22 protein-coding genes are annotated in these 21,748 nt (G+C 68.2%); 7 read left to right on the top strand and 15 right to left on the bottom strand.

Annotated features, from left to right (window positions below):
• Window positions 1-152: 152 nt before the first annotated feature.
• The 9 genes from ACFVAV_RS20905 to ACFVAV_RS20865 form a co-directional block, all read right to left on the bottom strand.
• The gene (locus tag ACFVAV_RS20905; protein ID WP_379036658.1) at window positions 153-2,264 is read right to left on the bottom strand and encodes a type VI immunity family protein; all 2,112 of its coding nucleotides are present in this window, start codon (window positions 2,262-2,264) and stop codon (window positions 153-155) included.
• Entirely contained in the window at window positions 2,264-2,455 is a 192-nt protein-coding gene (locus ACFVAV_RS20900) for a hypothetical protein (protein WP_379036657.1), read from the bottom strand. Before ACFVAV_RS20900 ends, ACFVAV_RS20905 begins: the two co-directional genes overlap by 1 nt.
• 36 nt (window positions 2,456-2,491) lie before the next feature.
• Window positions 2,492-4,714 carry an RNA polymerase recycling motor ATPase HelR gene (gene helR / locus ACFVAV_RS20895; RefSeq protein WP_379036656.1) on the bottom strand — a complete coding sequence of 741 codons (2,223 nt, stop codon included), beginning with the start codon at window positions 4,712-4,714 and terminating at the stop codon, window positions 2,492-2,494.
• 196 nt (window positions 4,715-4,910) lie between these two features.
• Window positions 4,911-5,786 carry an alpha/beta fold hydrolase gene (locus tag ACFVAV_RS20890; RefSeq protein ID WP_379036655.1) on the bottom strand — a complete coding sequence of 292 codons (876 nt, stop codon included), beginning with the start codon at window positions 5,784-5,786 and terminating at the stop codon, window positions 4,911-4,913.
• Window positions 5,783-6,574, bottom strand: coding sequence for an SDR family NAD(P)-dependent oxidoreductase (locus tag ACFVAV_RS20885; RefSeq protein WP_379036654.1), 792 nt, complete (start codon window positions 6,572-6,574; stop codon window positions 5,783-5,785). Before ACFVAV_RS20885 ends, ACFVAV_RS20890 begins: the two co-directional genes overlap by 4 nt.
• A gap of 24 nt (window positions 6,575-6,598) precedes the next feature.
• Complete coding sequence (locus ACFVAV_RS20880) at window positions 6,599-6,856, bottom strand: hypothetical protein (protein ID WP_379036653.1); 258 nt, start codon at window positions 6,854-6,856, stop codon at window positions 6,599-6,601.
• 11 nt (window positions 6,857-6,867) lie between these two features.
• Window positions 6,868-8,529 (bottom strand): FAD-binding protein, encoded by a 1,662-nt coding sequence (locus tag ACFVAV_RS20875; RefSeq protein WP_379036652.1) that lies wholly within the window; start codon window positions 8,527-8,529, stop codon window positions 6,868-6,870.
• A gap of 11 nt (window positions 8,530-8,540) precedes the next feature.
• A complete protein-coding gene (locus tag ACFVAV_RS20870) occupies window positions 8,541-8,912 on the bottom strand; it encodes a nuclear transport factor 2 family protein (protein ID WP_379036651.1) in 372 nt (123 codons plus the stop codon).
• A gap of 106 nt (window positions 8,913-9,018) precedes the next feature.
• On the bottom strand, window positions 9,019-10,554 hold the full coding sequence (locus ACFVAV_RS20865) for an FAD-binding protein (protein WP_379036650.1): 1,536 nt from the start codon (window positions 10,552-10,554) through the stop codon (window positions 9,019-9,021).
• Window positions 10,555-10,750: 196 nt separating this feature from the next.
• Between ACFVAV_RS20865 and ACFVAV_RS20860 the strand changes: the two genes are divergently transcribed.
• Window positions 10,751-12,382 (top strand): flavin-containing monooxygenase, encoded by a 1,632-nt coding sequence (locus tag ACFVAV_RS20860; RefSeq protein ID WP_379036649.1) that lies wholly within the window; start codon window positions 10,751-10,753, stop codon window positions 12,380-12,382.
• Window positions 12,383-12,433: 51 nt separating this feature from the next.
• On the opposite strand, the gene ACFVAV_RS20855 is transcribed toward ACFVAV_RS20860, so the two are convergent.
• A complete protein-coding gene (locus ACFVAV_RS20855; protein ID WP_379036648.1) occupies window positions 12,434-12,940 on the bottom strand; it encodes a flavin reductase family protein in 507 nt (168 codons plus the stop codon).
• Between the two features lie 128 nt (window positions 12,941-13,068).
• Between ACFVAV_RS20855 and ACFVAV_RS20850 the strand changes: the two genes are divergently transcribed.
• Window positions 13,069-13,767 (top strand): PadR family transcriptional regulator, encoded by a 699-nt coding sequence (locus ACFVAV_RS20850; RefSeq protein ID WP_379036647.1) that lies wholly within the window; start codon window positions 13,069-13,071, stop codon window positions 13,765-13,767.
• A 98-nt stretch (window positions 13,768-13,865) separates the two neighbouring features.
• Here ACFVAV_RS20850 and ACFVAV_RS20845 read toward each other — a convergent pair whose 3' ends face one another.
• Entirely contained in the window at window positions 13,866-14,828 is a 963-nt protein-coding gene (locus ACFVAV_RS20845) for an alpha/beta hydrolase (protein ID WP_379036646.1), read from the bottom strand.
• Between the two features lie 180 nt (window positions 14,829-15,008).
• Window positions 15,009-15,527: an ArsI/CadI family heavy metal resistance metalloenzyme gene (locus tag ACFVAV_RS20840; RefSeq protein WP_379036645.1), complete on the bottom strand. Its 519-nt coding sequence runs from the start codon at window positions 15,525-15,527 to the stop codon at window positions 15,009-15,011.
• Between the two features lie 99 nt (window positions 15,528-15,626).
• On the opposite strand from ACFVAV_RS20840, the gene ACFVAV_RS20835 reads away from it, so the two are divergent.
• Together ACFVAV_RS20835 and ACFVAV_RS20830 are read left to right on the top strand one after the other, a co-directional pair.
• Entirely contained in the window at window positions 15,627-15,986 is a 360-nt protein-coding gene (locus tag ACFVAV_RS20835) for an Rv2640c family ArsR-like transcriptional regulator (RefSeq protein ID WP_379036644.1), read from the top strand.
• A 2-nt stretch (window positions 15,987-15,988) separates the two neighbouring features.
• Window positions 15,989-16,330, top strand: coding sequence for a hypothetical protein (locus ACFVAV_RS20830; protein ID WP_379036643.1), 342 nt, complete (start codon window positions 15,989-15,991; stop codon window positions 16,328-16,330).
• A gap of 329 nt (window positions 16,331-16,659) precedes the next feature.
• Here ACFVAV_RS20830 and ACFVAV_RS20825 read toward each other — a convergent pair whose 3' ends face one another.
• Both ACFVAV_RS20825 and ACFVAV_RS20820 read right to left on the bottom strand, forming a co-directional pair.
• Window positions 16,660-17,007 carry a hypothetical protein gene (locus ACFVAV_RS20825; protein WP_379036641.1) on the bottom strand — a complete coding sequence of 116 codons (348 nt, stop codon included), beginning with the start codon at window positions 17,005-17,007 and terminating at the stop codon, window positions 16,660-16,662.
• A complete protein-coding gene (locus ACFVAV_RS20820; protein ID WP_379036640.1) occupies window positions 17,004-17,180 on the bottom strand; it encodes a hypothetical protein in 177 nt (58 codons plus the stop codon). The genes ACFVAV_RS20825 and ACFVAV_RS20820 overlap by 4 nt, the downstream gene beginning before the upstream one ends.
• A 551-nt stretch (window positions 17,181-17,731) precedes the next feature.
• Here ACFVAV_RS20820 and ACFVAV_RS20815 point away from each other — a divergent pair.
• On the top strand, window positions 17,732-18,079 hold the full coding sequence (locus ACFVAV_RS20815; protein WP_379036638.1) for a hypothetical protein: 348 nt from the start codon (window positions 17,732-17,734) through the stop codon (window positions 18,077-18,079).
• Between the two features lie 214 nt (window positions 18,080-18,293).
• Window positions 18,294-19,097 carry a hypothetical protein gene (locus ACFVAV_RS20810; protein WP_379036637.1) on the top strand — a complete coding sequence of 268 codons (804 nt, stop codon included), beginning with the start codon at window positions 18,294-18,296 and terminating at the stop codon, window positions 19,095-19,097.
• Here the strand turns inward: ACFVAV_RS20810 and ACFVAV_RS20805 are convergent.
• Window positions 19,073-19,606, bottom strand: a complete 534-nt coding sequence (locus tag ACFVAV_RS20805; protein ID WP_379036635.1) for an NUDIX hydrolase — start codon at window positions 19,604-19,606, stop codon at window positions 19,073-19,075. The two genes, ACFVAV_RS20810 and ACFVAV_RS20805, sit on opposite strands and share 25 nt — an antisense overlap.
• On the opposite strand from ACFVAV_RS20805, the gene argS reads away from it, so the two are divergent.
• Entirely contained in the window at window positions 19,527-21,569 is a 2,043-nt protein-coding gene (gene argS / locus ACFVAV_RS20800) for an arginine--tRNA ligase (protein WP_379036634.1), read from the top strand. The two genes, ACFVAV_RS20805 and argS, sit on opposite strands and share 80 nt — an antisense overlap.
• The last annotated feature ends 179 nt before the right edge of the window (window positions 21,570-21,748 follow it).

Raw genomic sequence — 21,748 nt, 5'->3', positions numbered from 1 at the left:
CGACCCGGTGGTCTTCCGTGACCGCAACAGAACGTAGCTCCCTGGGCGGAGTGGGCAAGGGAGGAGAGGGCCGGGCAGGAGCGGTCCCGGGCTGGCGGTGTAAGTCGCTCCGGCCGCTAGAGGCGCGTTCTCCAGCGGGAGGTCCTTGCGCTCTATGTGGCCTGTTCTTCCTCGTCGGACCTGGGTCCCAGCCCGCTCGTGAAGAGCGCGATGAAGGCGGGGTTGTCGTGCAGATCCCGCAGGTCCTCGTCTTCGAGGATCGAGGCGAAGTCGGCGTAGCCGTGCTGCTTCGCGACGCGTACGAATTCCAGTGCGCGCCCATGGTCGCCGGCGCGGGCCGCGACGCACGCGGCGTTGTGGAAGATGTACGGGGCGCGCGGGGCGTATTCGAGGGCGGCAGGCAGCAGAGCCTCGGCGCGGTCGAGATGGTCGCCCAGCAGGTAGGCGTAGATCAGCCGGTTGTACGCCTGGGCCGGCGCGTCGTCGGGGAAGGCGGTGACGAACTCCAGGGCGGTGACACTCTCCGGGCCTGCCGCGGGATCGGCGGCGTCGGTGAGCAGACCGAGCAGCCACGCGAAGTCGTCGGGATCGGTGCGCCACTGGTCCGCCCAGTCGCCGCCGTGTCGGCGGCTGAGCTGATCGAGCAGTTCCTCGCCGCGCTCGCGGGCGGTGGGGCCGAGGAAGCGTTGCGGGTCTATGAGGCGGGTCAGCCAGGCCGATGTGGCACGGTGGTCTGCGAAACCGCCAGGAAGTTCGCCATAGGTCAGCTGCCAGGCCTGGCCCGGTGTGGCCCACCAGGTCGACGTGTGGTGCCAGCCACCGGTTTTGAGCGGCAGCAGGTACCGGTCGACCTCGGCCACGGCAACGGGGTACTCGCCGCGATGCACATCGCCGAGGGAGGGGCGCTCGCTCGCCCGGATGACGACCCCGCCCCCCTGTGCGCGGGTCACGGTGATGCCGGGGGTGGTGAAGGCCGGCAGCGAGGGGCCTGCGAGGTGCGTGACGAATGCAGAGCCGAGGACTGTCAGCCAGCCGGCGCCGACCACATGCTCGGTCGCCGCTTCGAGCCAGCCGTCGACCTGTCCGACATCGAGGGCGAAGAAGCGACGGCACCAGGAGAAGACGCGCTGGTACGGGTCCTCGGCGGCGTCGCTGTCCCAGACGTACGCGCTGTACCCGCCGTAGCCCGACCGTACCGGCAGCAGTTCGGTCAACTCGGTCGTGAGCCGTGCGAGCCTCTCCGGGTCCTCGTCGACGGGGACGATGACCTCGCAGAACGCGGCCCGCGGGCGATCGTCGTCGGCGGGAGGGATGCCGCGGATGTTGAGGGTATAGGAGCACTCAGCCGTGTCCTTGGCCCGCACCGAGATTCGGATGCCGAAGTGACCGCCGACATCGACGCGCATCTGCGGGCTCCACGACTCGTCGTCGGGGTGTTCGGCGTCCTCGGGAAAGCCGCCGAACGCGTTCGGCACGGCCCAGGTCATAGTGCCTTCGACGGGGAAGTGACGGCGGAAGGCCCGGAAGCAGCCGATCACCTCGTCCGGTGCGGGATAGGAGCCGAGGTAGAGCACCAGACCGAGCATCACCGACGCCTTGGGTTTCTTCCTGCCCACCCGCAGGTCGCCGGGTTCGACGGCAGCAGGCATCGGGTCGTGCGCCGGTGGCGGCGTAGAAAACGAGACTACCGCGCGAGGCCGAATGGTTGCGGCACAGCGCAGTTCGACGAGAAGCCGCGCCTCTTTTGCGGCGCGGTGCTCCGGGGTCCAGTCGGTGCGCGCGGCTTCCGCACGCTGCAACAGCTGCTCCAGGTAGGACTCCACAGCGGTGAGCCTGTCGGCCAGGAATGCCCCGAATCCGGAATACCTGGCCCGTTCCTCGTACAGAAAGTCGACCACCTCGCCGGTGCCGAGCAGGAGCACCAGGGAAGGATCGTTGCCGGAGGCGCCCACGATCAGGGCATTCATCAGATCCTCGGGCGCCTCGCAGTCCTCCAGCGTCTCCTGGTAGTACGGGTAGGACTCGTCATCGGTCAGCTCGATCGTGCCGAAGAGCCTAATGCCCCAGGGGAATTCGGGCCAGCCGTCGTGCAGGCGCAAGAAGTCCAGATACTCCGGCGAGAATCCGCCATCCCGTGCGCGCCGGGCCTCGGCGACGGCGGACGCCGACGCGGGCGGGCGCGGCCCCGGCTCCGGCTCGTCCCCCTCGAGCTCGGCGATCTCGGACAGCACGGTCAGGATGCGAGAGGCCGTCGTCTCGAGCATCAGCCGCGAACCCGGGTGCACTGCAGGTAGCCGCCCTTCCGCAGCCCGTCTGCGGTATCCGAAAGCTGCATGTCATTCTCCAGGTCTTTGCCGGCACGGCCCCAACGGATTTGGGTGTCGACGGCATCGTAGAGGCGGCCTCCGACGGATATGACGGCGGAACGGATGTGTGCCGATTCGGCGCGGGTCAACTGTCCGCTACCTCGCCACCTTCCACCTCGCCGCCATCAACCAGTGGCTGCGACACGAGTGAGGGCGGGTTGACGGCCGCCCTCACCACTTCGAAACGGAACTAGTCCGCGCAGCGCCTGCGGCAATTCGCCGTGATGCAGCACGCCGAGGCGCTGGGTGGCGCGGGTGAGTGCGACATACAACTCGGCCGCGCCGCGTGGCCCGTCGGCGAGGATTCGTCCCGGGTCCACCACCAGGACCGCGTCGAACTCCAGGCCCTTGGTTTCCGAGGCCGCCACCGTGCCCGGCACATCCGGCGGGCCGATCACGATGCTGGTGCCCTCGCGCTCCGCTTCGTCTCGCGCGAATTCCGCGATGGCAGTGGACAAGTCCGCCGGATCGACGCGCCGGGCCCACGGCTGCACGCCGCACGCGCGCACGGATTCCGGCGGCGTGACCTCCGGCGCGAACTCGGCGAGGACCGCCGCCGCGACGGTCATGATCTCCGCGGGGGTGCGGTAGTTGACCGTCAGCGCGCGGTAGGCCCAGCGGCCGGGGACGTAGGGCTCTATCATGGTGGCCCACGAGGTCGCGCCCGCCGCCGATCGGCGCTGGGCGAGGTCGCCCACCACGGTGAACGACTTGCCGGGGCAGCGCCGCATCAGCACCCGCCAGTCCATCTCCGACAGTTCCTGGGCCTCGTCGACGACGACATGCCGATAGGTCCAATCCCGGTCCGCGGCAGCGCGTTCGGCGAGTTCCCTGGTGTCGCGCTCCAGGAAGCGCTCGGCCAGGTCCTCGCCGAAGAGCATGTCCTGGGCGAAGAGGTGATCCTCGTCGTCCATGTGGTCTTCCCGGCTGACCATGGTGTCCTCGAGCACCCGCGCGGCGTAGGCGGCCTCGGCCTTGCGTTCCCGCTCGGCGGTGTCGTCGACGGGCTTGTCCCGGCCGAGCAGATCGACGAGCTCGTCGAGCAGCGGGACATCCGACACCGTCCAGGCGTCGCCCTCGGCACGGTACAGCGACTCGTCGGCGCCGGCGGCGCGCAGCCGCTCCGGCGACGAATACAGCTGGGCGAGAAAGGTTTCCGGGGTCAGGATCGGCCACAGTTCGTCCAGGGCCGCGGTGAACGCCGCGTTCTCGGCGAGCTCCGCGATCAGATCGGTCCGCAGCTGTTCCCACGCCTCGCGGTCGTCGCGGGTGAGCCAGCCCTTCCCGATCCGGCCGATGGCCCGCTCGGTGAGCACATAGGTGACGATCTCGCGGAACACCGCCCGCGCCTCGTTGTGCGGCCGCCTGCTCGCCCGCGCCTCCTCGGTGGCCCACTGCGCGGTCTCGGCGTCGATGCGCACGGTGACATCCGCGAGCTCGATCGGCACCGGATCCACCGGCAGCCGTTGCCGATCGGCGACTGCCGCCGCGAGCACATCGAGGATCCGCAGCGATCCCTTGAGCCGGGCCGCCCCGGGGGTGTCCTCCGCAGTGACGTGCAGCCCGGGCAGCAGATCGCCCGCGGTCGTGAACACCACATTGGTCTCGCCCAGCGACGGCAGGACATGCGCGATGTGGTGGAGGAACGCCGGATTGGGGCCGACCACCAGCACACCCTGGCGCTCCATCCGTTCGCGCTGGGTGTAGAGCAGATACGCGACGCGGTGCAGCGCCACCACCGTCTTGCCGGTGCCGGGGCCGCCCTCGATCACGAGCACGCCCGGATGATCGAGCCGGATGATCTCGTCCTGCTCGGCCTGGATCGTCGCGACGATATCGCGCATGCCCGCACCGCGCGGCGCGTCGACCGCCGCGAGCAGGGCCGCGTCGCCCCGCTCGGCACCGTCGGGCCTGCCGAGCACCTCGTCGGTGAAGTCGGTCACCTGGCGTCCGCGCGTGTGGAACTGGCGGCGCCTGCGCATGTCCTCCGGCGTCGCGGCGGTCGCGACATAGAACGGGCGCGCCGCGGGCGCCCGCCAGTCGAGCAGCAGCGGCTCGAACTCGTTCGCCTCGTCGAACAGGCCGATCCGGCCGATGTAGGACGCTTCACCCGAGAGGGAGTCGAGCCGGCCGAAGCACAGCCCGTTGTCGGCCACGTCCAGGCGCTTGGCTTCCTTGCCCAGCGCGCGTACCTCGAAGTCGCGTTCCATGGCCGAGACGCCCTTGCCGCGCAGCGCCGCGCTGTAGCGGCCCTTCACCCGGGTGCGTTCGGCATCGAGCCGCGCGTACAGCCCGTCCACATAGTGCTGCTCGGACCGCAGTTCGTCCTGATACCCCTGAGTTGACACATGCCCTCACTTTCCCGGTTCGCCGATCCCGGCGGAGCGCGTCGTTCACTCCTGTTTCCGCAGCTTCTGGCTTCGGCCGACGATTATGCGGCACCACCGGGGCCTTGCGGCAAGGCCCCCTGTGCGCTATATGTTGGAAAGGGAAGAGAGTGAGGACTCCTCCTTCCCGCGGCACAGGGGGCAGCGGAACCGGCGATCACACCGTCCGGTCGACATCCTTGCGGGTCAGGAACGCCAGCACCGCCGACTCGAATTCGTCCTTGCGCTCGATCATCGCCCAGTGCCCGCAGTTCGGGAACACGTGCAGTTCGGCGCGCGGGATCGTGCGCATCGGGATCAGCGCCATATCCAGCGGGCTCACCCGGTCGTCGCGGCCCCAGGTGATCAGCGTCGGTGCAGCCACCTTGTGCAGCATCGCCCATGGCGGCGGCGCGTCGGAGGCCTCCATGGCCCGCACCATCATCGCGAACGCGGCCTTGCTGTACATCCGCCGGGCGCTGTCGAGGGTGGCCGGATCGGTGGCCTGGGTCCAGCGCTCCTCGATCAGTTCCTCGGTGACCATGGCCGGGTCGTAGACCATCGAGTGCAGCCACTGGATCAACCGCTCCCGGGTGGGTTCCTCGGTGAACTCCTGCAGCAGCTTGATGCCCTCACCGGGGCCGGGGCTGAAGATATTGCGCCCGATACCGCCGATCGTCACCAGCTTGCCGACCCGATCCGGGTGCGCGATGGCGTAATTGAGCGCTACCCCGCCACCCATCGAGTTGCCGATGATGTCGACGCTGTCCAGACCGAGCGCGTCGACGAAACGGACGACCGCGTCGAGCGCGGTCACCATCGGATGACCGCCGAAATCGTCGCTCACCCCGAAACCGGGGAATTCCAGGACCAGACAACGGAATCGGTCGGCGAAGGTGGCGAGGTTGCCGCGGAAGTTGCGCCACCCGGTGACACCGGGACCCGACCCGTGCAACAGCAGCAGCGGCGGACCCTCACCCGCCTCGTGATAGCGCAACACGCCCGCGTCGGTGCGGATCTCGCGCAGGGTGCTCTCGTAGCTCAGCTCGGTCATGCGTGGGTGCCGCCGTCGATGCGGATCTCGGTGCCGGTGATGAAGGCGCCGTCCTCGGAGACCAGCATCGCGATCACCCCGGCCACCGCGGTCGGGTCGCCCATGCCCGCGCCGCCGGATTCCCGGTCGGTCGGCAGGACGGGGGACAGCTTCGAGAACAGTGCCCAGTCGGCGTCGGCGGGGACGTATCCCGGGGTGGCGTCGGTGATTCCGGACTTGATGCTGCCCGGGGCGACGCAGACCGCTCGCAGGCCCTTGCCGCCATATTCGAGAGCGAGGGCATGGGTGAAGGACTGGATGCCGCCCTTGCTCGCCGCGTAGGCCGCCATGTACGGGTGGGCGAAGGCCGCCGAGGTGGAGCTGAAGTTGACGATGGTCGCGCGCGGGTTGGCCAGCAGCGCGGGCAGCGCCTCGCGGACCACCAGGAAGGTGCCGGTGAGGTTCACCCGGATGATCAGGTCCCACAGGTCGAGAGAGGTGTGCTCGGTGTGCGAGGCGCGCAGGATGCCCGCCGCGTTCACCACCGAGTCCAGGCCGCCGAGGGTCTCGACCGCCGAGCGGACGCCCTCGGTCACCGACTGTTCGTCGCCGATATCGATGGTCAGCGTGGTGAGCCGGTCGGCGGTGCCGCGTTCGGCAGCCTGCGCCTTGGTGGCGGCCAGGCCACCGGCCGAGACGTCGGCGCCGACCACCGTGGCGCCCTCGTCGAGCAGCCGCAGCACGGTGGCCTGGCCGATACCGGACGCGGCGCCGGTCACCAGCGTGCGGTGGTCGTCGAGTCTGTTCATGAGATCTTCTCCTAGTCTGTGGGGTCAGCCGAGCCGGCCGGGGACCGGCTCGTGCCGCAACTGATCGGTCGCCAATGCGCCTGTGCGGACGGCGTTCTCGATGGAATCGCGCAGGGCCGGGCAGGTGGGGATCCAGCTGCTGTGCTCGCCGAGCGCGGCGCGGCGGGCGAACTCCGGGCACGCGGACTCGGCGTCGTCGAGCCATTGGATACTGGTGTGGCTGGGACTGAACTTCTCGGCCAGCACCTTGTTGCCGCAGGTACCGCATTCGACGGGTTGCATGATCGCCCGCCTCAGCGCTCGCCCGCGGCGTGGCGTGCGCCGACGTACCCGAACACCATCGCGGGGCCGATGGTCGCGCCGGCGCCCGCGTAGTCGTTGCCCATCACGGCGGCCGAGGTGTTGCCCGCGGCGTAGAGGCCGGGGATGGGTGTGCCGTCGGCGCGCAGCACCTGGGCGTCGGCGTTGTAGACCAATCCGCCCTTGGTGCCCAGGTCACCGATCCGCACCCGCAGCGCGTAGTACGGGCCCTTGTCCATGACGTCGAGAGCGGGGGTCGACAGTGTCGGGTCGCCGTAGTAGTTGTCGTAGGCGCTCACGCCGCGACCGAAGTCGGCATCGTGACCGTCGCGAGCGAACCCGTTGAAACGGTCCACGGTCTCGCGCAACGTGGCGACGGGAACGCCGATCGCGGCGGCGAGTCCGTCGATGTCCGGCGCGATCTGCACCAGGCCGGTGTCCGTCCACGACGCCGGGAACTTCTGGCCCGGCACGAGTCCGCCGATGGGGTAGCGGCTCTTGGCCTTCGCGTCGAAGATCAGCCAGGCCGGATCGTGGCTGCCCGCCAGCTGGGCGTGCACGAACGTCACATACGGGGACGCCTCGTTGGTGAAGCGCTTGCCCGTGCTGTCGACGATGATCGAGCGCGGGATCGACCGCTCCGACACCAGCACCTGATTGATGCCGTCGGGCCGCTGGAACGACGGCATCCACCACGCGTCATCCATCAGATCGACTGCCGCGCCGACCATCTCACCCGCGACGATGCCGTCACCGGTGTTGTCCGTCGAGGCCGCGCTGAAGTTGTCGCGCCCGCCCTCGGGCAGATAGCGCTTGCGCATGGCTTGATTGTGCTCGAAACCGCCGGTGGCCAGCAGCACACCGTCGCGCGCCCTGATCCGGATCTCGCGGCCGTCGCGTTCGGCGACCACGCCGAGCACCGCGCCCGAGTCGTCGGTGATCAGCGAGCGCAGCGGCGTGTCGAGCCACAGCGGGACGCCCGCGTCGCGCAGGGCCAGCCGCAGGCGGGCGATCAGGGCCCGGCCGAGGGTGTCCATGTGCCTGCGCAACACGATCGCCTTGATCGCCCGCACACCGGTCAGCAGCGCAGTCCAGCGGGCCTTCCAGGTGCGGGTCACCATATTGAGCTGGACGAAGTCCTTGGACGTGATGAACAGTCCCGGCGGCGTCGCCAGCGCGGCGGGCCGCAGCAGATCCTCGTCGTCTCCGAGCTGCTTGAGGTCCACCGGCAGCGGCTCGATGGATCGGCCTGCCGGCCGCCCGCCGGGTGCCTCGGGGTGGTAGTCGGAATAGCCGGTGCACCACTGGAAACGCAGGTGCGGGCTGGTCTCGAGGAAGGCCATCATGCGCGGGCCCTCGTCGATGAACGCGTCGAGATTCTCCGACGGCACCCGGTCCCCGACGACGGCGTCGAGATAGGCGCGCACGTCGGCGCGGGAATCGCCGAGGCCTTCGCGCAGCAGCACCGGGTTGTTGGGCACCCAGATGCCGCCGCCCGACAGCGCGGTGCTGCCGCCGTACACCGGCGCCTTCTCGATGACGAGGGTGTCGAGCCCGCGATCGGCGGCGGCGAGCGCGCCGGTCAATCCGCCCGCGCCGCTGCCGACGACGAGGAAGCCGACTTCGTGATCCCAGTGTTGTTCGGTCACAGTCACTCTCGCCTCGCTCAGCCGACGACCATGTCGTCCTGGGACCAGAACGCGCGCATGCTCGTGATGCGGGCGTCCTCGTCGAAGGTCATGACATCGATCGGATCGAGGGTGAACTTCTGGTCGCCGAACTCGGTGACCACCCGGAAGCTGAACGCGGCGCTGTTGCCCGCGACGCGGACGGTGAACAGCTCGGTCGAGCGCTTCATCGGCTCGATGGCCTCGTAGAACTTGGTGATCGCCGCGTGGCCGACGTGCGGTTCGGTGCCGACCGGGTCCTCCACCGTCGCGTCCGCGCGGTAGAGGGCGACGACGTCGGCAGCCGTACCGCTGCCGACGGCCTCCACATATTTGCGCACCGTCGCGCGAATGTCGTCCGCTGAAGCCATCGTGTTGCTCCTGAAAATGTCGAGAAGGGGAATATGTGAACGGAACCACACTCGGTGGCCGGTGCGGACGGGTCCCTCCCGGCCAGCGGGAGGGGACCGCGCTCGCTCAGTCGCCGAGCATGTGCCGCACGGCGAGGTAGCTGAACAGCATGGATGCGCCGATCGGGTTGCCGCCGCCGGGGTAGACCTCGCCGCTGACCGCGGCCATGGTGTTGCCCGCCGCGTACAGGCCGGGGATCGGCTCGCCGTCGTGGCCGAGCACCCGGGCCGCGGTGTCGGTGCGCAGGCCGCCCTTGGTGCCGAGGTCGGAGATGCCGAACGCGGCCGCGTGGTACGGGCCCTTGTCGATGGTCACCAGCGGCGGTTCGCCGTTGGAGAAGGCGCGGTCGTAGGCCTCGTCGCCGCGCCCGAAATCGGGGTCGACGCCGGTGGCGACCATGCCGTTGAACCGCTCCACGGTGGCCTCGAGGTTCGCCGCGGGCACGCCGATCTTCGCGGCCAGCTCGGCGAGGGTGTCGCCGGTGTGCCACAGGCCCGCGTCGACGTACTTCTGGGTCTCGACCATGGACACGTTGGTGGCCTTGATCGGCGGGACCTCGCCCTCCTTGTCGTCGTAGATCATCCAGAACGGCAGGGTCAGCCCCCGCTCCTCCATCTGCCGGATCACGTCGCGGCCGAGCCGGTCGTAGGGCGCGGACTCGTTGACGAACCGGTTGCCGTCCTGGTCGACGAAGATGCCGCCGGTGAACCACAGCGCGAATGCCGAGCGCCCGTCCGGATGGGTCAGCCCGGGCGACCACCACGCCTGATCCATGAGATCGGTGCCGGCGCCCGCCGCGATGCCCGCCTGGTGCGCCAAGCCCTGATTTCCCCAGGGCCCCATGGTGTCTCGCGCCTCGCCCGGCACGCCGTAGTGCTTGCGCAGCTCGTCGTTCTGCTCGAAGCCGCCCGCGGCGAGCACTACGCCGCGCCGCGCCCGGATCGCGACCCGCTCGCCGTCGCGTTCGACGATCGCACCGGTGACCACACCGTCCTCGACCACCAGCTCCACCAGCGGCGACTCCAGGTGCAGCTTGGCGTGCGGATAGGTCGACAGCGCGCGCAGCATGCGCCCGACCAGCGCCTGCCCGCCGATCAGCAGCTCCGGTAGGGGAGCGCCGAGACGATCGGTGTCCAGCGGTCCGCGCAGCGACTCGCGCAGCTCGCCCAGTTCGGCGGCGGGCAGCGGCGTCGGCATGATGTGGCGCTGCCCGTCCAGCCTGGCCTTGGGCGCCTTGCCGAAGTAGTCCGGCCACGGCAGCATCTGGAACTCGAAATGGTTGTCGGCCTCGAGGTACTCGATGAGGTCGCGACCACGGCGGACATAGGTCTGCTGCAGCTCGTCGGGAGTGCGGTCACCGACGACGGCGCGGTAGTAGGTGAGCGCGTCGTCGAGGGTGTCGTCGGTGCCCGCCCGCTCCAGGACCGGGTTGCAGGGGAACCACACTCCACCGCCGCCCGAGTACGCGGTCGTGCCGCCGAACTTGTCGGTCGCCTCGACCACCGCGACGCTGAGTCCCTCGCGGGCGGCGGTGTAGGCACCGGCCAGGCCGCCACCCGACCCCGCGACCAGCACATCCACCTCGTCGTTCCAGTCCACCACTGTTTCCTCCTGATACCACCTCGTAGTGCCGATGACGGTAGGTCCGGTGACGGCGGTCACGGAGCGGACCATCCCGATCACCGGGAGGCGATCGATGCGCGAACGTGCCGGTCAGCGGGAAGGACATCTGCTCTCGCGGCCCGCGCGTCCCTAGCGTCGCCCGCAGAGAACCGGTCTCCATCGAAAGGTAGGCACTGTGAACCCCGAGACCCCATCGGCACCAGCGAAGGGCCCCGCCGACGTCGACGTGGTCGTCGTCGGCGCGGGCATCGCCGGCCTGTACGCCCTGCACCGATTCCGCGGCAGCGGCCTGACCGTGCGGGTGTTCGAGGCAGGCGAGGGCGTGGGCGGCGTCTGGTACTGGAACCGCTACCCGGGCGCGCGTTGCGACGTGGAGAGCGTCGACTACTCGTACTCCTTCGACGACGCGCTGCAGCAGGAGTGGAACTGGAGCGAGAAGTACGCCACCCAGCCCGAGATCCTGGCCTACCTCGAGCACGTCGCCGACCGCTACGACCTGCGCGGCGACATCGAATTCGGGACGCGCGTCACCGATATCGTGCTCGACGAGCGGACCCTGTGCTGGCAGGTCGCCACCGACACCGGGCGCGCGGTGTCGGCCCGGTTCGTGGTGCTGGCCACCGGGCCGCTGTCGAACGCGAACACCCCGGCCATCGACGGCCTCGACACTTTCGCGGGCCGGACCCTGCACACCTCGCACTGGCCGCACGAGGGCGTCGACCTGACCGGGCAGCGGGTGGGCGTCATCGGCACCGGATCCTCCGGCATCCAGACGATCCCGTGCCTGGCCGAGCAGGCCGAGCAACTGCTCGTCTTCCAACGGACCGCCAATTACAGTGTGCCCGCAGGCAATACACCGCTGAGCGAGGAAGCTCGGCAGACGCAGAAGGCGAACTACCCGGAGCGCAGGCGGTTGTCGATGGCCAGCGGTGGCGGCTCGCCGCACCAGGCGCACCCGCAGTCCGCGCTCGAGGTGAGCGAGCAGGAACTGCGTGACGCCTACGAGAAGCGCTGGGCGCTGGGCGGTGTGCTGTTCAGCAAGACCTTCCCCGACCAGCTGGTCACCCTGGCCGCCAACGACACCGCCCGGCTGTTCTGGGAGGAGAAGGTGCGGGCCGTGATCGACGACCCGCGGGTGGCCGACCTGCTGGTCCCGCGCGATCACCCGATCGGCACCAAGCGCATCTGCACCGACACGAACTACTACCAGACCTACAACCGCGACAATGTCGAGCTCGTCGACCTGCGAGCGACGCCGATCACCCGCATCGATGCGGCGGGCGTGCACACCGCCGACGCGCACTATCCGCTCGACACCCTGGTGCTGGCCACCGGATTCGACGCGATGACCGGATCGGTGTCGCGGATGAACATCGTCGGCCGCGGTGGTGAATCGCTCAACAAGGCGTGGCGGGAAGGGCCGAAAACCTATCTGGGACTGGGGATGACGGGCTTCCCCAACCTGTTCAACCTGACCGGACCCGGCAGCCCGTCGGTGCTGGCGAACATGGTGCTGCACTCGGAACTGCACGTCGACTGGGTGGCCGAGGCCATCGGTTTCCTCGACGGCAGGGGAGCGACGGCGCTGGAGGCGCGGCCGGACGCGGTCGCCGACTGGGTGCGTGAATGCGCGACGCGGGCCGCGGGAACGCTGATGACCCAGGCGAATTCGTGGTATCTGGGTGCCAATATCGAGGGCAGGCCGCGGGTCTTCATGCCCTTCGTCGGCGGATTCGGCGTGTACGGCGAGATCATCGCCGAGGTCGCGGCCGCGGGATACAAGGGCTTCGACGTCATCGAGGCGTGAGACACGACGACGGGGTGGTCCGATCTGATCGGACCACCCCGTCGTCGTCGTTCAGGCCGCGAAGCCGCCGAACCCGCCGCGGTAGTACAGCAGCGGCCTGCCGTCCTCGGCCGCCCGCAGGTCACCGATCCGGGCCAGCACCACGGTGTGATCGCCCGCGTCGTGCTCGAGCTCCACGTTCACCTCGATGTGGGCCAGCGCCCCGGCGAGCGCGGGCGCGCCGTTGCCCGCCCGATCCCACTCGACGCCGGCGAACTTGTCGGCGCCGCTCACCGCGAACTGACGGCACAGCGCGCTCTGCTCCTCGGCCAGGATGTTGATGCACAGGGCACCCGCCTCGCGCAGCAGCGGCCAGCTGGTGGAACTCTTGGCCGGGCAGAACGACACATACGGCGGGTCCAGCGACACCGACACCACCGACTGGCAGGTGAAACCGAGCGGTCGCGTCCCGTCGTGGGCGGCGATCACCGCGACGCCGGTCGCGAAGTGACCGAGCACTCTGCGCAGGTCGGAGGGTGCTGGGATACCTGCGTCGACGGCGACGTTGTCTGCATTCATAGGGGTCCTCCCGAACGGAACTCGTTGCCCCCACGATCCGGGGTGAACGGTGCGCGGCTCAAGACGTTCTCCCGGTCAGCGGTTGTCGGCGGGCAAATGGTGGTACGCGCGGTTGCTAATATTCAGCGATGGCGACTCCCGACCCCGATCCCGGCGTGCCCAACCTGCCGCCGACCAGCTGGGCGGTGCTCGCCATGCTCTCCTACGAGGAGGAAGTCTCCGGCTACGACCTGAAGAAGTGGGCCGACTGGAGTCTGCGCTACTTCTATTGGACCCCGTCCTACAGCCAGATCTACGCCGAACTGAAGAAGCTCGAGAACCACGGGTTCGCGAGCTCGCGGCTCGATCACGACAACGCCATGCGGGGCAAACGGCTGTATCAGATCACCGATTCCGGGCGCGAGGCGGTCACCGCGTGGTGGAACAAGGCGCCGGTCGACGCCTCGGTGCTCAAACACCATGTGCTGCTGCGCGTCATGTTCGGCCATCTCGGTTCGCCGGACCGGATCAAGCAGATCCTGCGCGACCACATCGCCGACGTCGAGGAGCTCGAGCAGCGGGCCACGATCGACGCCGAGGCGGCAAAATCCGAACCGGGCTGGGCTTATTCGCAGCTGGTGCTGCAGTGGGCGCAGCGCCACTACACGGCCGAACGTGAACTCGCCCAGCAGTTGATCGACGATATCGACAACGCGGCCGCCGTGCTGGAGGGTGCCGAACACGACGACCGCGCCGACTACCCCCATCCGACGCCGGGGCGCTGGCGCGAGATCGAGCAGCGCGTGCGCGAAGAAGAGGGTATGCAGCACGACCCGGCTGACCAGTGAGCCGACCGGGCCGCCGCGGCGATCACGCCATCACGCGCTCGATCTCGTCTCGGCCCGGGAACTTCGACGTCGTCGCTGTCGAGGAGTCGGGCGATCCGCTACGCCGGACCGAGCACGTCGTGCACCATCGCCCAGACCTCGGTGCGGGCGGCCCGGGTGGCAGCCAGGGACGGAATGGTGAGGAATCCGTGGAACAGCCCGTTGTAGCGGCGATGCCGCACCGCGACGCCGTCGCCGGCCAGCCGCTGCGCGTAGGCGTCGCCTGCCGAGCAGGGCGGGTCCAGTTCGGCGGTGATCACGACCGCGGGCGGTAGGCCGGCCAGCGAGGACGCCCTGGTCGGCACGAGACGCACGTCATCGGTGCCGTGCGGGGCGTAGTTCTGCCAGTACCACCGCATGGCGCTGGTCGTGTTGTAGTGCCCGGTGCCGAACCGCTGGTAGGACTCGGTCTCGAAATTGTCGTCGATCACGGGATAGATCAGGATCTGCGCCGCGATCTGCGGGCCGCCGCCGTCTCGCACCGCGATGGCCACGGTGGCCGCGAGATTTCCGCCCGCACTGTCACCCGCCAGCGCGATCCTGGCCGGATCACCGCCGTACGCGCCTGCGTTCTCGGCCGTCCACCGCAGCGCGGCGAGCATGTCGTCGTGGGCGGCGGGGGCAGGATGCTCCGGCGCGAGCCGGTAGTCCACGGAGACCACCACCGCACCGACGCCCGCCGCCATCGAACGGCAGAACTCGTCGTGACTGTCGAGATCGCAGAACACGAATCCACCGCCGTGCGCGAACACGATCACCGGCAGCGCGACGCCATCGTGATGCGGCCGGAACACCCGCAGTGGCAACGGCCCTCCCGGCCCGTCGATGATAACGTCGCGCGCCACACGCATATCGGGAAGACGTTGCAGCGGAGCACGTCTGGCGCGGATCGCAGCCCGCACCTCGGCCGCCTCCATCGTCGCGACATCGGGGAATCCGGCGTCGAGCGCGGCCAGCATCGCCGCGACTTCCGGATCGCGAACAGCGCCCGGCCCTGTGGTCGGGAAAACTCGTGCAGTCATGCAGGTCACGGTAGGTTCGGGCGACCCGCCCGGAACCGGGTTCTCCCGCTGGGCGGAAACACCAGGCCGGCGCCAGGCTGCGCATGCCTACGGTCGGCGGCGAGCGCCCCGAATATCTACGGGGCGCTCATCCGCGCCGATGTAACGTCAGCACCGCCCGGCACCCACCGTCGGGACGGGTCAGCCGCAGCAGCTCGCGCCGGAGGCGACGGCCTTCTCCTTGGCCTGGCTGCCGCAGCACGCGCCTTCGGCCTCGGCTTCGGCGGCGGTGCCGCAGCACACGTCGACCGCTTCGGCGTCGGTGAGTCCGAGTTCGGGTGCGGTGCCGAAGGTTTCGCTGTCGGCCAGCACCGTGTAGACCTCCCACCGCTCGGCGCCAGGGCCGGTTACCCACACCTTGTCCTGGGTGGCGAAGCAACACGTGGTCGCGATCTGCTCCTCGGTGAACAGGCCGGCTTCGGAGAGCCGGGCGATCTCGCCGTGGACCTGTTCGGAGGTTTCGACTTCGACGCCGAGGTGGTTGATGGACCCGCCCTGTCCGGCGTTCTCGATCAGGACGAGCTTGAGTGGCGGCTCGGTGATCGCGAAGTTGGCGTAGCCGGGCTTGCGCTTGGCCGGTTCGGTGTCGAACAGGGTTGAGTAGAACTGCACGGCGGTGTCGAGGTCGTCGACGTTGAGGGCGAGCTGGATGCGAGACATGATCGAACCTCCACTTGTGTGACATATATCGAAGAACTTCTGATCCCGAGTCTGCTCACCTTTTCGACATATGTCAATACCGCGAGTAGTCTCGATTTCATGCCCAAGGCGCTACCTGTGATCGATATGTCCGCCCCGGTCTGCTGCGCTCCCGTCGCGGCGGGACCGGTCGACGACGCCGCCGCCCTCGAGGTGGCGTTGCGACTCAAGGCGATCGCCGACCCGGTCCGGGTCAAGCTGCTGTCGCTGCTGCTGACCACCCCGCTCGGCGAACGCAACGGCGGCGACCTGGCCGCCGCGGTCGGCCTGGGCGAGTCCACGGTGTCGCATCACCTCGGCCAGCTCCGCAAGGCCGGGCTCGTCGAGTCCGAGCGGCGCGGGATGAACACCTTCCACCGTGCCCGCCGCGACGCACTCGCCGCGTTGTGCACTGTCCTCGATCCCAACTGCTGCAGCTGACCATGATTTCCCCAGCTCAGGGCGATTGGGTGCCGGACGCGTGCACCCTGCCGACCGCGGAAGAACCGATCCGAGTCGCCGAGTTCGACCGATTCTTCGCCGAGTCGGTGCACGGGATGGCCCGGCCCGCCCCGACGCAGCTGGAACTGCAGTTGGCCGCCGACGCCGACGCCGCCGCCCGGGATCTCGCGGCGCGGGAATCGAACTGCTGCTCGTTCTTCACCTTCGACTTCGACACCACTGGCACCGGCCTGGTGATGCGGGTCGGCGTCCCCGCGGCCTATGTCGAGGTGCTCGATGCGTTCGCCGCGCGGGTCGAGGCCTCGATCGAGGCTCGGCGATGACTGCCGGACTCCGCACCACCGGGCTCGACGCGGCTGCGGGGTGAACGCGCAGACGCCGCGCTACTACGAACGCCGCGGCTGCTGCCGAACCGGACCGGTACCTGGGCGGGCACCGGCTCTCCTCCGAGCAGGCCTGATTAAATTTCGTTGAGCCGCACTGCCGACGGGGTCATCTGATGTCGGAATGGCAGGTTTGAGGATCACGGTGTGCCTTCCCTCGCGTGAAGTCGCACGGGTGGATTGCCCGTTCTGCCTCTGTCAAATGGTTGCGTGCGGCAATTTGATGTCGGTGGGCGAGCGATCTGGTCGCAGACACGACCACAAGACCGTCAAGCGAACGGCGACGGCAGCCTCCGAGAAGTGGTGCGTCGGTCGTCGACGGTGACCACATCGCACGCAGTGACAATGCTGTCCGGGATCTTGCAGCCGTCGAAATGCTTCGCGGACGGGGCGAATACGGCATCCGCGCGGTATCTGCCTACGGCGGTCACCAAAGCGGTCATGGGGTCCGAGGCAGTTTCGTCAACCAACAAGATCCAGGCAACGAAATAGCCCCACCGGTAAGCGAGATGGCGGATCGCGGCCTGATCGCGCTGTCGGGCATCGCCGGATACATCCATGCGGAGGTAACCGACGGCGACGCCTTCGAGTTCGAGCCGAATGCCGTCCTCGATCACGACGCCTCAGCTTTCGGCTGTGGGGTGCCGAGTGTTCGTCCTGCCGACGTCGGCCACCACACATCGCCACAGGTGCGTTTCGTCGTCGCGACCAATCCCATCTCCAGCAGCTCGCCGAGGTAGGCCCCCGTCCAATGTGGGTTGTGGCGCAACAGCGCAGACAGTTCGGCCACCGTGATCGCCATATTCCGTGCGGGCACCACGACGCACACGGATTCGAGGATCCACCGCTGGCAGCGAGTCAGTTCTGACGGCTCGTAGCCGATCATGCGGGGCGCCCGGAGGTTGGAGCCGGAATTGCTCGCTCGTCCAAGACCATCCGTTTCGCGTCTACCAGGGTTGTTCGGGCGCGACACCGGACTCTGCAAGTGTCGACGGCGCAATCCAAGTGGATCTGCATTGCCGTATGGGCCTGCGTTTCCGTGATGAGGCCAGGGTCCCAGTTGCAAAGGAGGAGGGCGCTTATCGGGAGTGAAGCGGCATCCAGGGTCCGCATCCCGCCAGCTGCAAGAACTGTGAGCACTCCCGCCCGGTTGTCGGTCGAGTCCTTGTTCATGGTCGCCCCCGTAGTCAGTTCGGCCGCCCCTTGTTTGCGGGACGCCAACCAGCACACCGTGTCGGGGTCTACCGCGAAAGACGCGCGCGGTAGGCGGATGTGTGCACAGGGGGTGTGCACGAAAGGCAATACGTAGCCACAGAGTTCGGTGCCTGCCAAACTTCACGCATGGGACGCAAGCCGAAGCAACCCAACCGCCCGCTGCACGATCTGCTCGAAGAGACGGGCGTACTTCGAAAGAGCCTGGCCCGCCGAGTCGTTGAGCGCGGTAGAGCGGTAGGCGTGGACCTCGCCTACGACCACACCTCTGTCGGACGCTGGCTCGCCGGGGAGCAGCCGACACCGCCAGTGCCGTCGATGATCGCCGAGGTGATGAGCGAGCTGACCGGCCGACGCATCACCGCGGCCGAGTGCGGCATGACCGCGTGTGAGTCAGCCGACCTCGGTCTGGAGTTTTTCACTCTCCCTCGCGGAGGCAACCGCTGCGGCGACCGCCCTGTGGCGGAGCGACGTTGAGTGTAGGAGGTTCCTGCAGGACTCGGCATACGCGGTCGCGGTCTACCCGGCCGCGTCTATGCGGTGGCTGACCATGCCCGGACCTGAGCATCCCGTGTCCTCGACCGGATTCCGGCGCATCGGCCAGGCCGACATCGACGCCGTCAGGACGATGACCAGAGCGTTCGTCGAGTTGGACAATCGAGTTGGCGGCGGCCGTGTTCGTTCGACCGTCGTGCACTACCTGCACACCTCGGTAGCGCCGATGCTGCACGGCACCTACACCGAGGAAGTCGGGCGACGTCTCTACGCGGCCTCTGCCGAGTTGACCAAACTGGCGGGCTGGGCCGCCTATGACCTGGAGGAGCACGGTCTGGCCCAGCGTTACCTGATCCAGGCGTTGCGCCAGGCCCGGGCTGCCGGAGACGCAGCGCTGAGCGCCGAAATCCTCGGCGCCATGTCACACCAAGCTGTGTACGTCGGCCGCGCCGGTGACGCCGTGGATCTAGCTCGGGCAGCACAAATCGCCGCCCGCACAGCGGGCTCGCCCAACCTTGAAGCCGGATGCCTGATGGTCGAAGCCCACGGCCACGCTGCCCGCTCCGACCGATCGACCTGCTCCACCACCCTCGCGTCAGCCGAGCGGGCATTCGACCGTACCGACACCCATCGGCCCGCCTGGCTGGCCTACCTCGACACCGCGTATATGTCGGCCAAGACGGCGCACTGCTTCCGCGACCTCGGCGACCACAAACGGGCAATCCAGTTGGCGTTCGATTCGCTGAACATGTCCGACGGGTACCAGCGAGGGCGCACATTCAACCTGTGCTTACTCGCATCGAGCCTCGCGAGCGAGGATCCGCACGAAGCCGTCAACGTGGGCGAGCAGGCATTGACACTTGCCGGCGAGGTCGAGTCGAAGCGAACCAGTGCGTACCTGCGGGACGTCCGAGCCCGGCTGACACCGCACGATTCGATCCCTGCGGTGGCCGCCTTCCTGGAACGGGTAATGGCTCAGGCGAGCGACAACACCCGATAGATCCCGACGACAGTGGCCGCACCGACGATCTCGCCACGGTCGATCATCTCTACCGCCTGATCGAGCGGAATCCATCGGACTTCTTCGGCTTCGTTGATGTCAGGAGCTGCCCCGGTGGGTTCGGCCCCGCGGGCCAGGTAGATCTCCTGCGGCTGGTCAAGTGTGCCGATCGCGGGCTGATAGGTGACGAGGTGCTCCATCGACAGCGGTCGCCAACCAGTCTCTTCCTCGACCTCGCGGGCGGCGGCCGACGCTACGTCTTCGGCACCGTCGACATAGCCGCCAGGTACTTCCCACACCCATTGGTCGATGATGAATCGGTGGCGGCGCATCAGCAGAACCTCACGGGAAGCGTTGAGCACCAGTGTCATCGCGCACCGGGGCATCTTCGCGACGTACTGGGTGAAGCGGACGCCGTCGGGCAGTTCGATGTCGACGGTCTTCAGGGCGATGTGCCGGTTCTCGTCCACCAGATTCTCGCCGAGGATCTTCCACTGTGTGTCGCTCACACTCCCGACCGTAGTCGGTCGAAATATCTGCGTCGGTGCCATCGAGGTCACATCGACGCCGACCTCGGCTGATCGGCGTTCGGCTCACAGGCTGTCGGTGCCGATGCCACGCTGTCGGCGAACAGGTCGACCCTGGTCATGCAGCATGACGCAGCTGCGACAATGGGTTCACCATCCCCATCGAAAGGAACCCAAGGTGAGCTCTGCCGGTGTTGTACCGCTGCTCGGACGTGTCGCTGCCGCTGTGTCGGAAGCGATCGCCCGAGTCCGTCCGGAAACGGCGGATGCGGACCCGGTAGTGCGACGATCCGATCGAGCCGATTTCCAATCCAATGCCGCGCTGCCGTTGGCGAAGCGGGTCGGCATGGCGCCGCAACAGCTCGGGGCCGATCTTGCCGCCGGGGTTGGTCTCACCGACGGTGTGATCGCTGACGTAAAGGTGTCGGGCCCAGGGTTTTTGAACATCACCCTGGCCGATTCGGCGGTGTGGGAAGCTGTCGCCGCGCGACTGGTCGACGATCGGCTCGGCGTCCCGACCATCGAAGACGGACAACGGGTCGTCATCGATTACTCGGCGCCGAACGTGGCGAAGGAAATGCACGTCGGGCACCTGCGGACCACCATCATCGGTGACAGCCTGGCCCGGGTCTTCGGGTTCCTCGGTGCCGACGTTGTCCGCGCGAACCATTTGGGCGACTGGGGCACCCAGTTCGGCATGCTCATCCAATACATCGACGAGCACCCCGAATCACCTTGGCATACAGAGGAACTCGACGCGGACACCAGTTCGGTGTCGGCGCTCGACAGCCTGTACAAGGCGGCCCGGAAGCAGTTCGATTCCGATCCGGGCTTCGCGGACCGGGCGCGGACTCGTGTGGTTGCCCTGCAAGCCGGTGACCCGGACACGGTGGCGCGGTGGCGGGAGATCGTCGCCGAGTCCGAGAAAGCGTTCGGCGCGATCTACGACCGGCTCGGTGTGCTGCTCACTCCCGACGACTATGTCGGTGAGTCGTTCTACAACGATCAGCTCGCCGACACCGTCACCGAACTGCTGGACAAGGGCGCCGCGGTCGACAGCGACGGTGCGGTTGTGGTGCTGTCCGAACGGGTCACCGGCCCGGATGATCAACCGGCGGTGCTGATGGCCCGCAAACGCGACGGTGGTTACGGCTATGACAGCACCGACCTGGCCACCATTCGGTACCGCATCGCCGCCCTGCATGCCGATCGGCTGCTGTATGTCACCGACTCGCGGCAGGCGCTGCATTTCCAGTTGGTGTTCGAGGCGGCACGACGGGTGGGTTGGCTGACCGACGCAATCGAGGTCGATCACGTCGCCTACGGCACCATCCTGGGGCCGGACGGTAAACCGTTCAAAACCCGTGCGGGCGGAACGGTTCGGCTGATGGACCTGCTCGACGAGGCTGTCGCGCGTGTGCGCGCGGTGGTCGCCGAGAAGAACCCGGACCTGTCGTCGGCCGAACTCGACACCATCGCCGAGCAGGCGGGGATCGGTGCGGTCAAATATGCGGATCTGTCGACATCCAGGGTCAAGGACTACACCTTCGACCCGGACCGGATGACTGCGCTCAACGGCAACACCGGCGTCTACCTGCAGTATGCACACGCCCGCGTGTGCTCGATCCTGCGCAGAGCCGACGCAGCAACCCCGGCCGTAGTCGATAGTGCCGGTCCACTCGAACCGGCGGAACGGGAACTCGCCCTGGCCCTCGATGGCTATGGAACCGTCCTCGCTGAGGTCGCCGACGCGTTGGAGCCGCACCGGCTGGCGGGCTATCTCTACGATCTCGCCCGCGCCTACACCAGCTTCTACGACTCGTGTCCGGTCATCACGGCGGACGAACCGATCCGTTCGAACCGAATCGCGCTGTGCCAGTTGACGGCTCGCACGCTCGAACTCGGGTTGGGGCAGTTGGGTATGGCCGCACCGCAGCGGATGTGACCTGTCGGCCGGGCGCTGGTCCACTCGCGCGGCGTCCGGGCCGTACACAACGCCATGTGAACCAACCTTGGCTGCTGGAACGGCTAGTCGAGTCGGCATAGTGCCGGCACTGTGCCGGTCTCGGGTGACCCGCCCGGAACCGCGGTCTCCCGCTGGGCGGAAAGACCAGGTCGCGACCT

Source organism: Nocardia sp. NPDC057663 (assembly GCF_042799895.1).
In the GTDB taxonomy this organism is placed as follows: Bacteria; Actinomycetota; Actinomycetes; order Mycobacteriales; family Mycobacteriaceae; genus Nocardia.
This window is presented reverse-complemented; position numbering and strand designations above follow the sequence as displayed.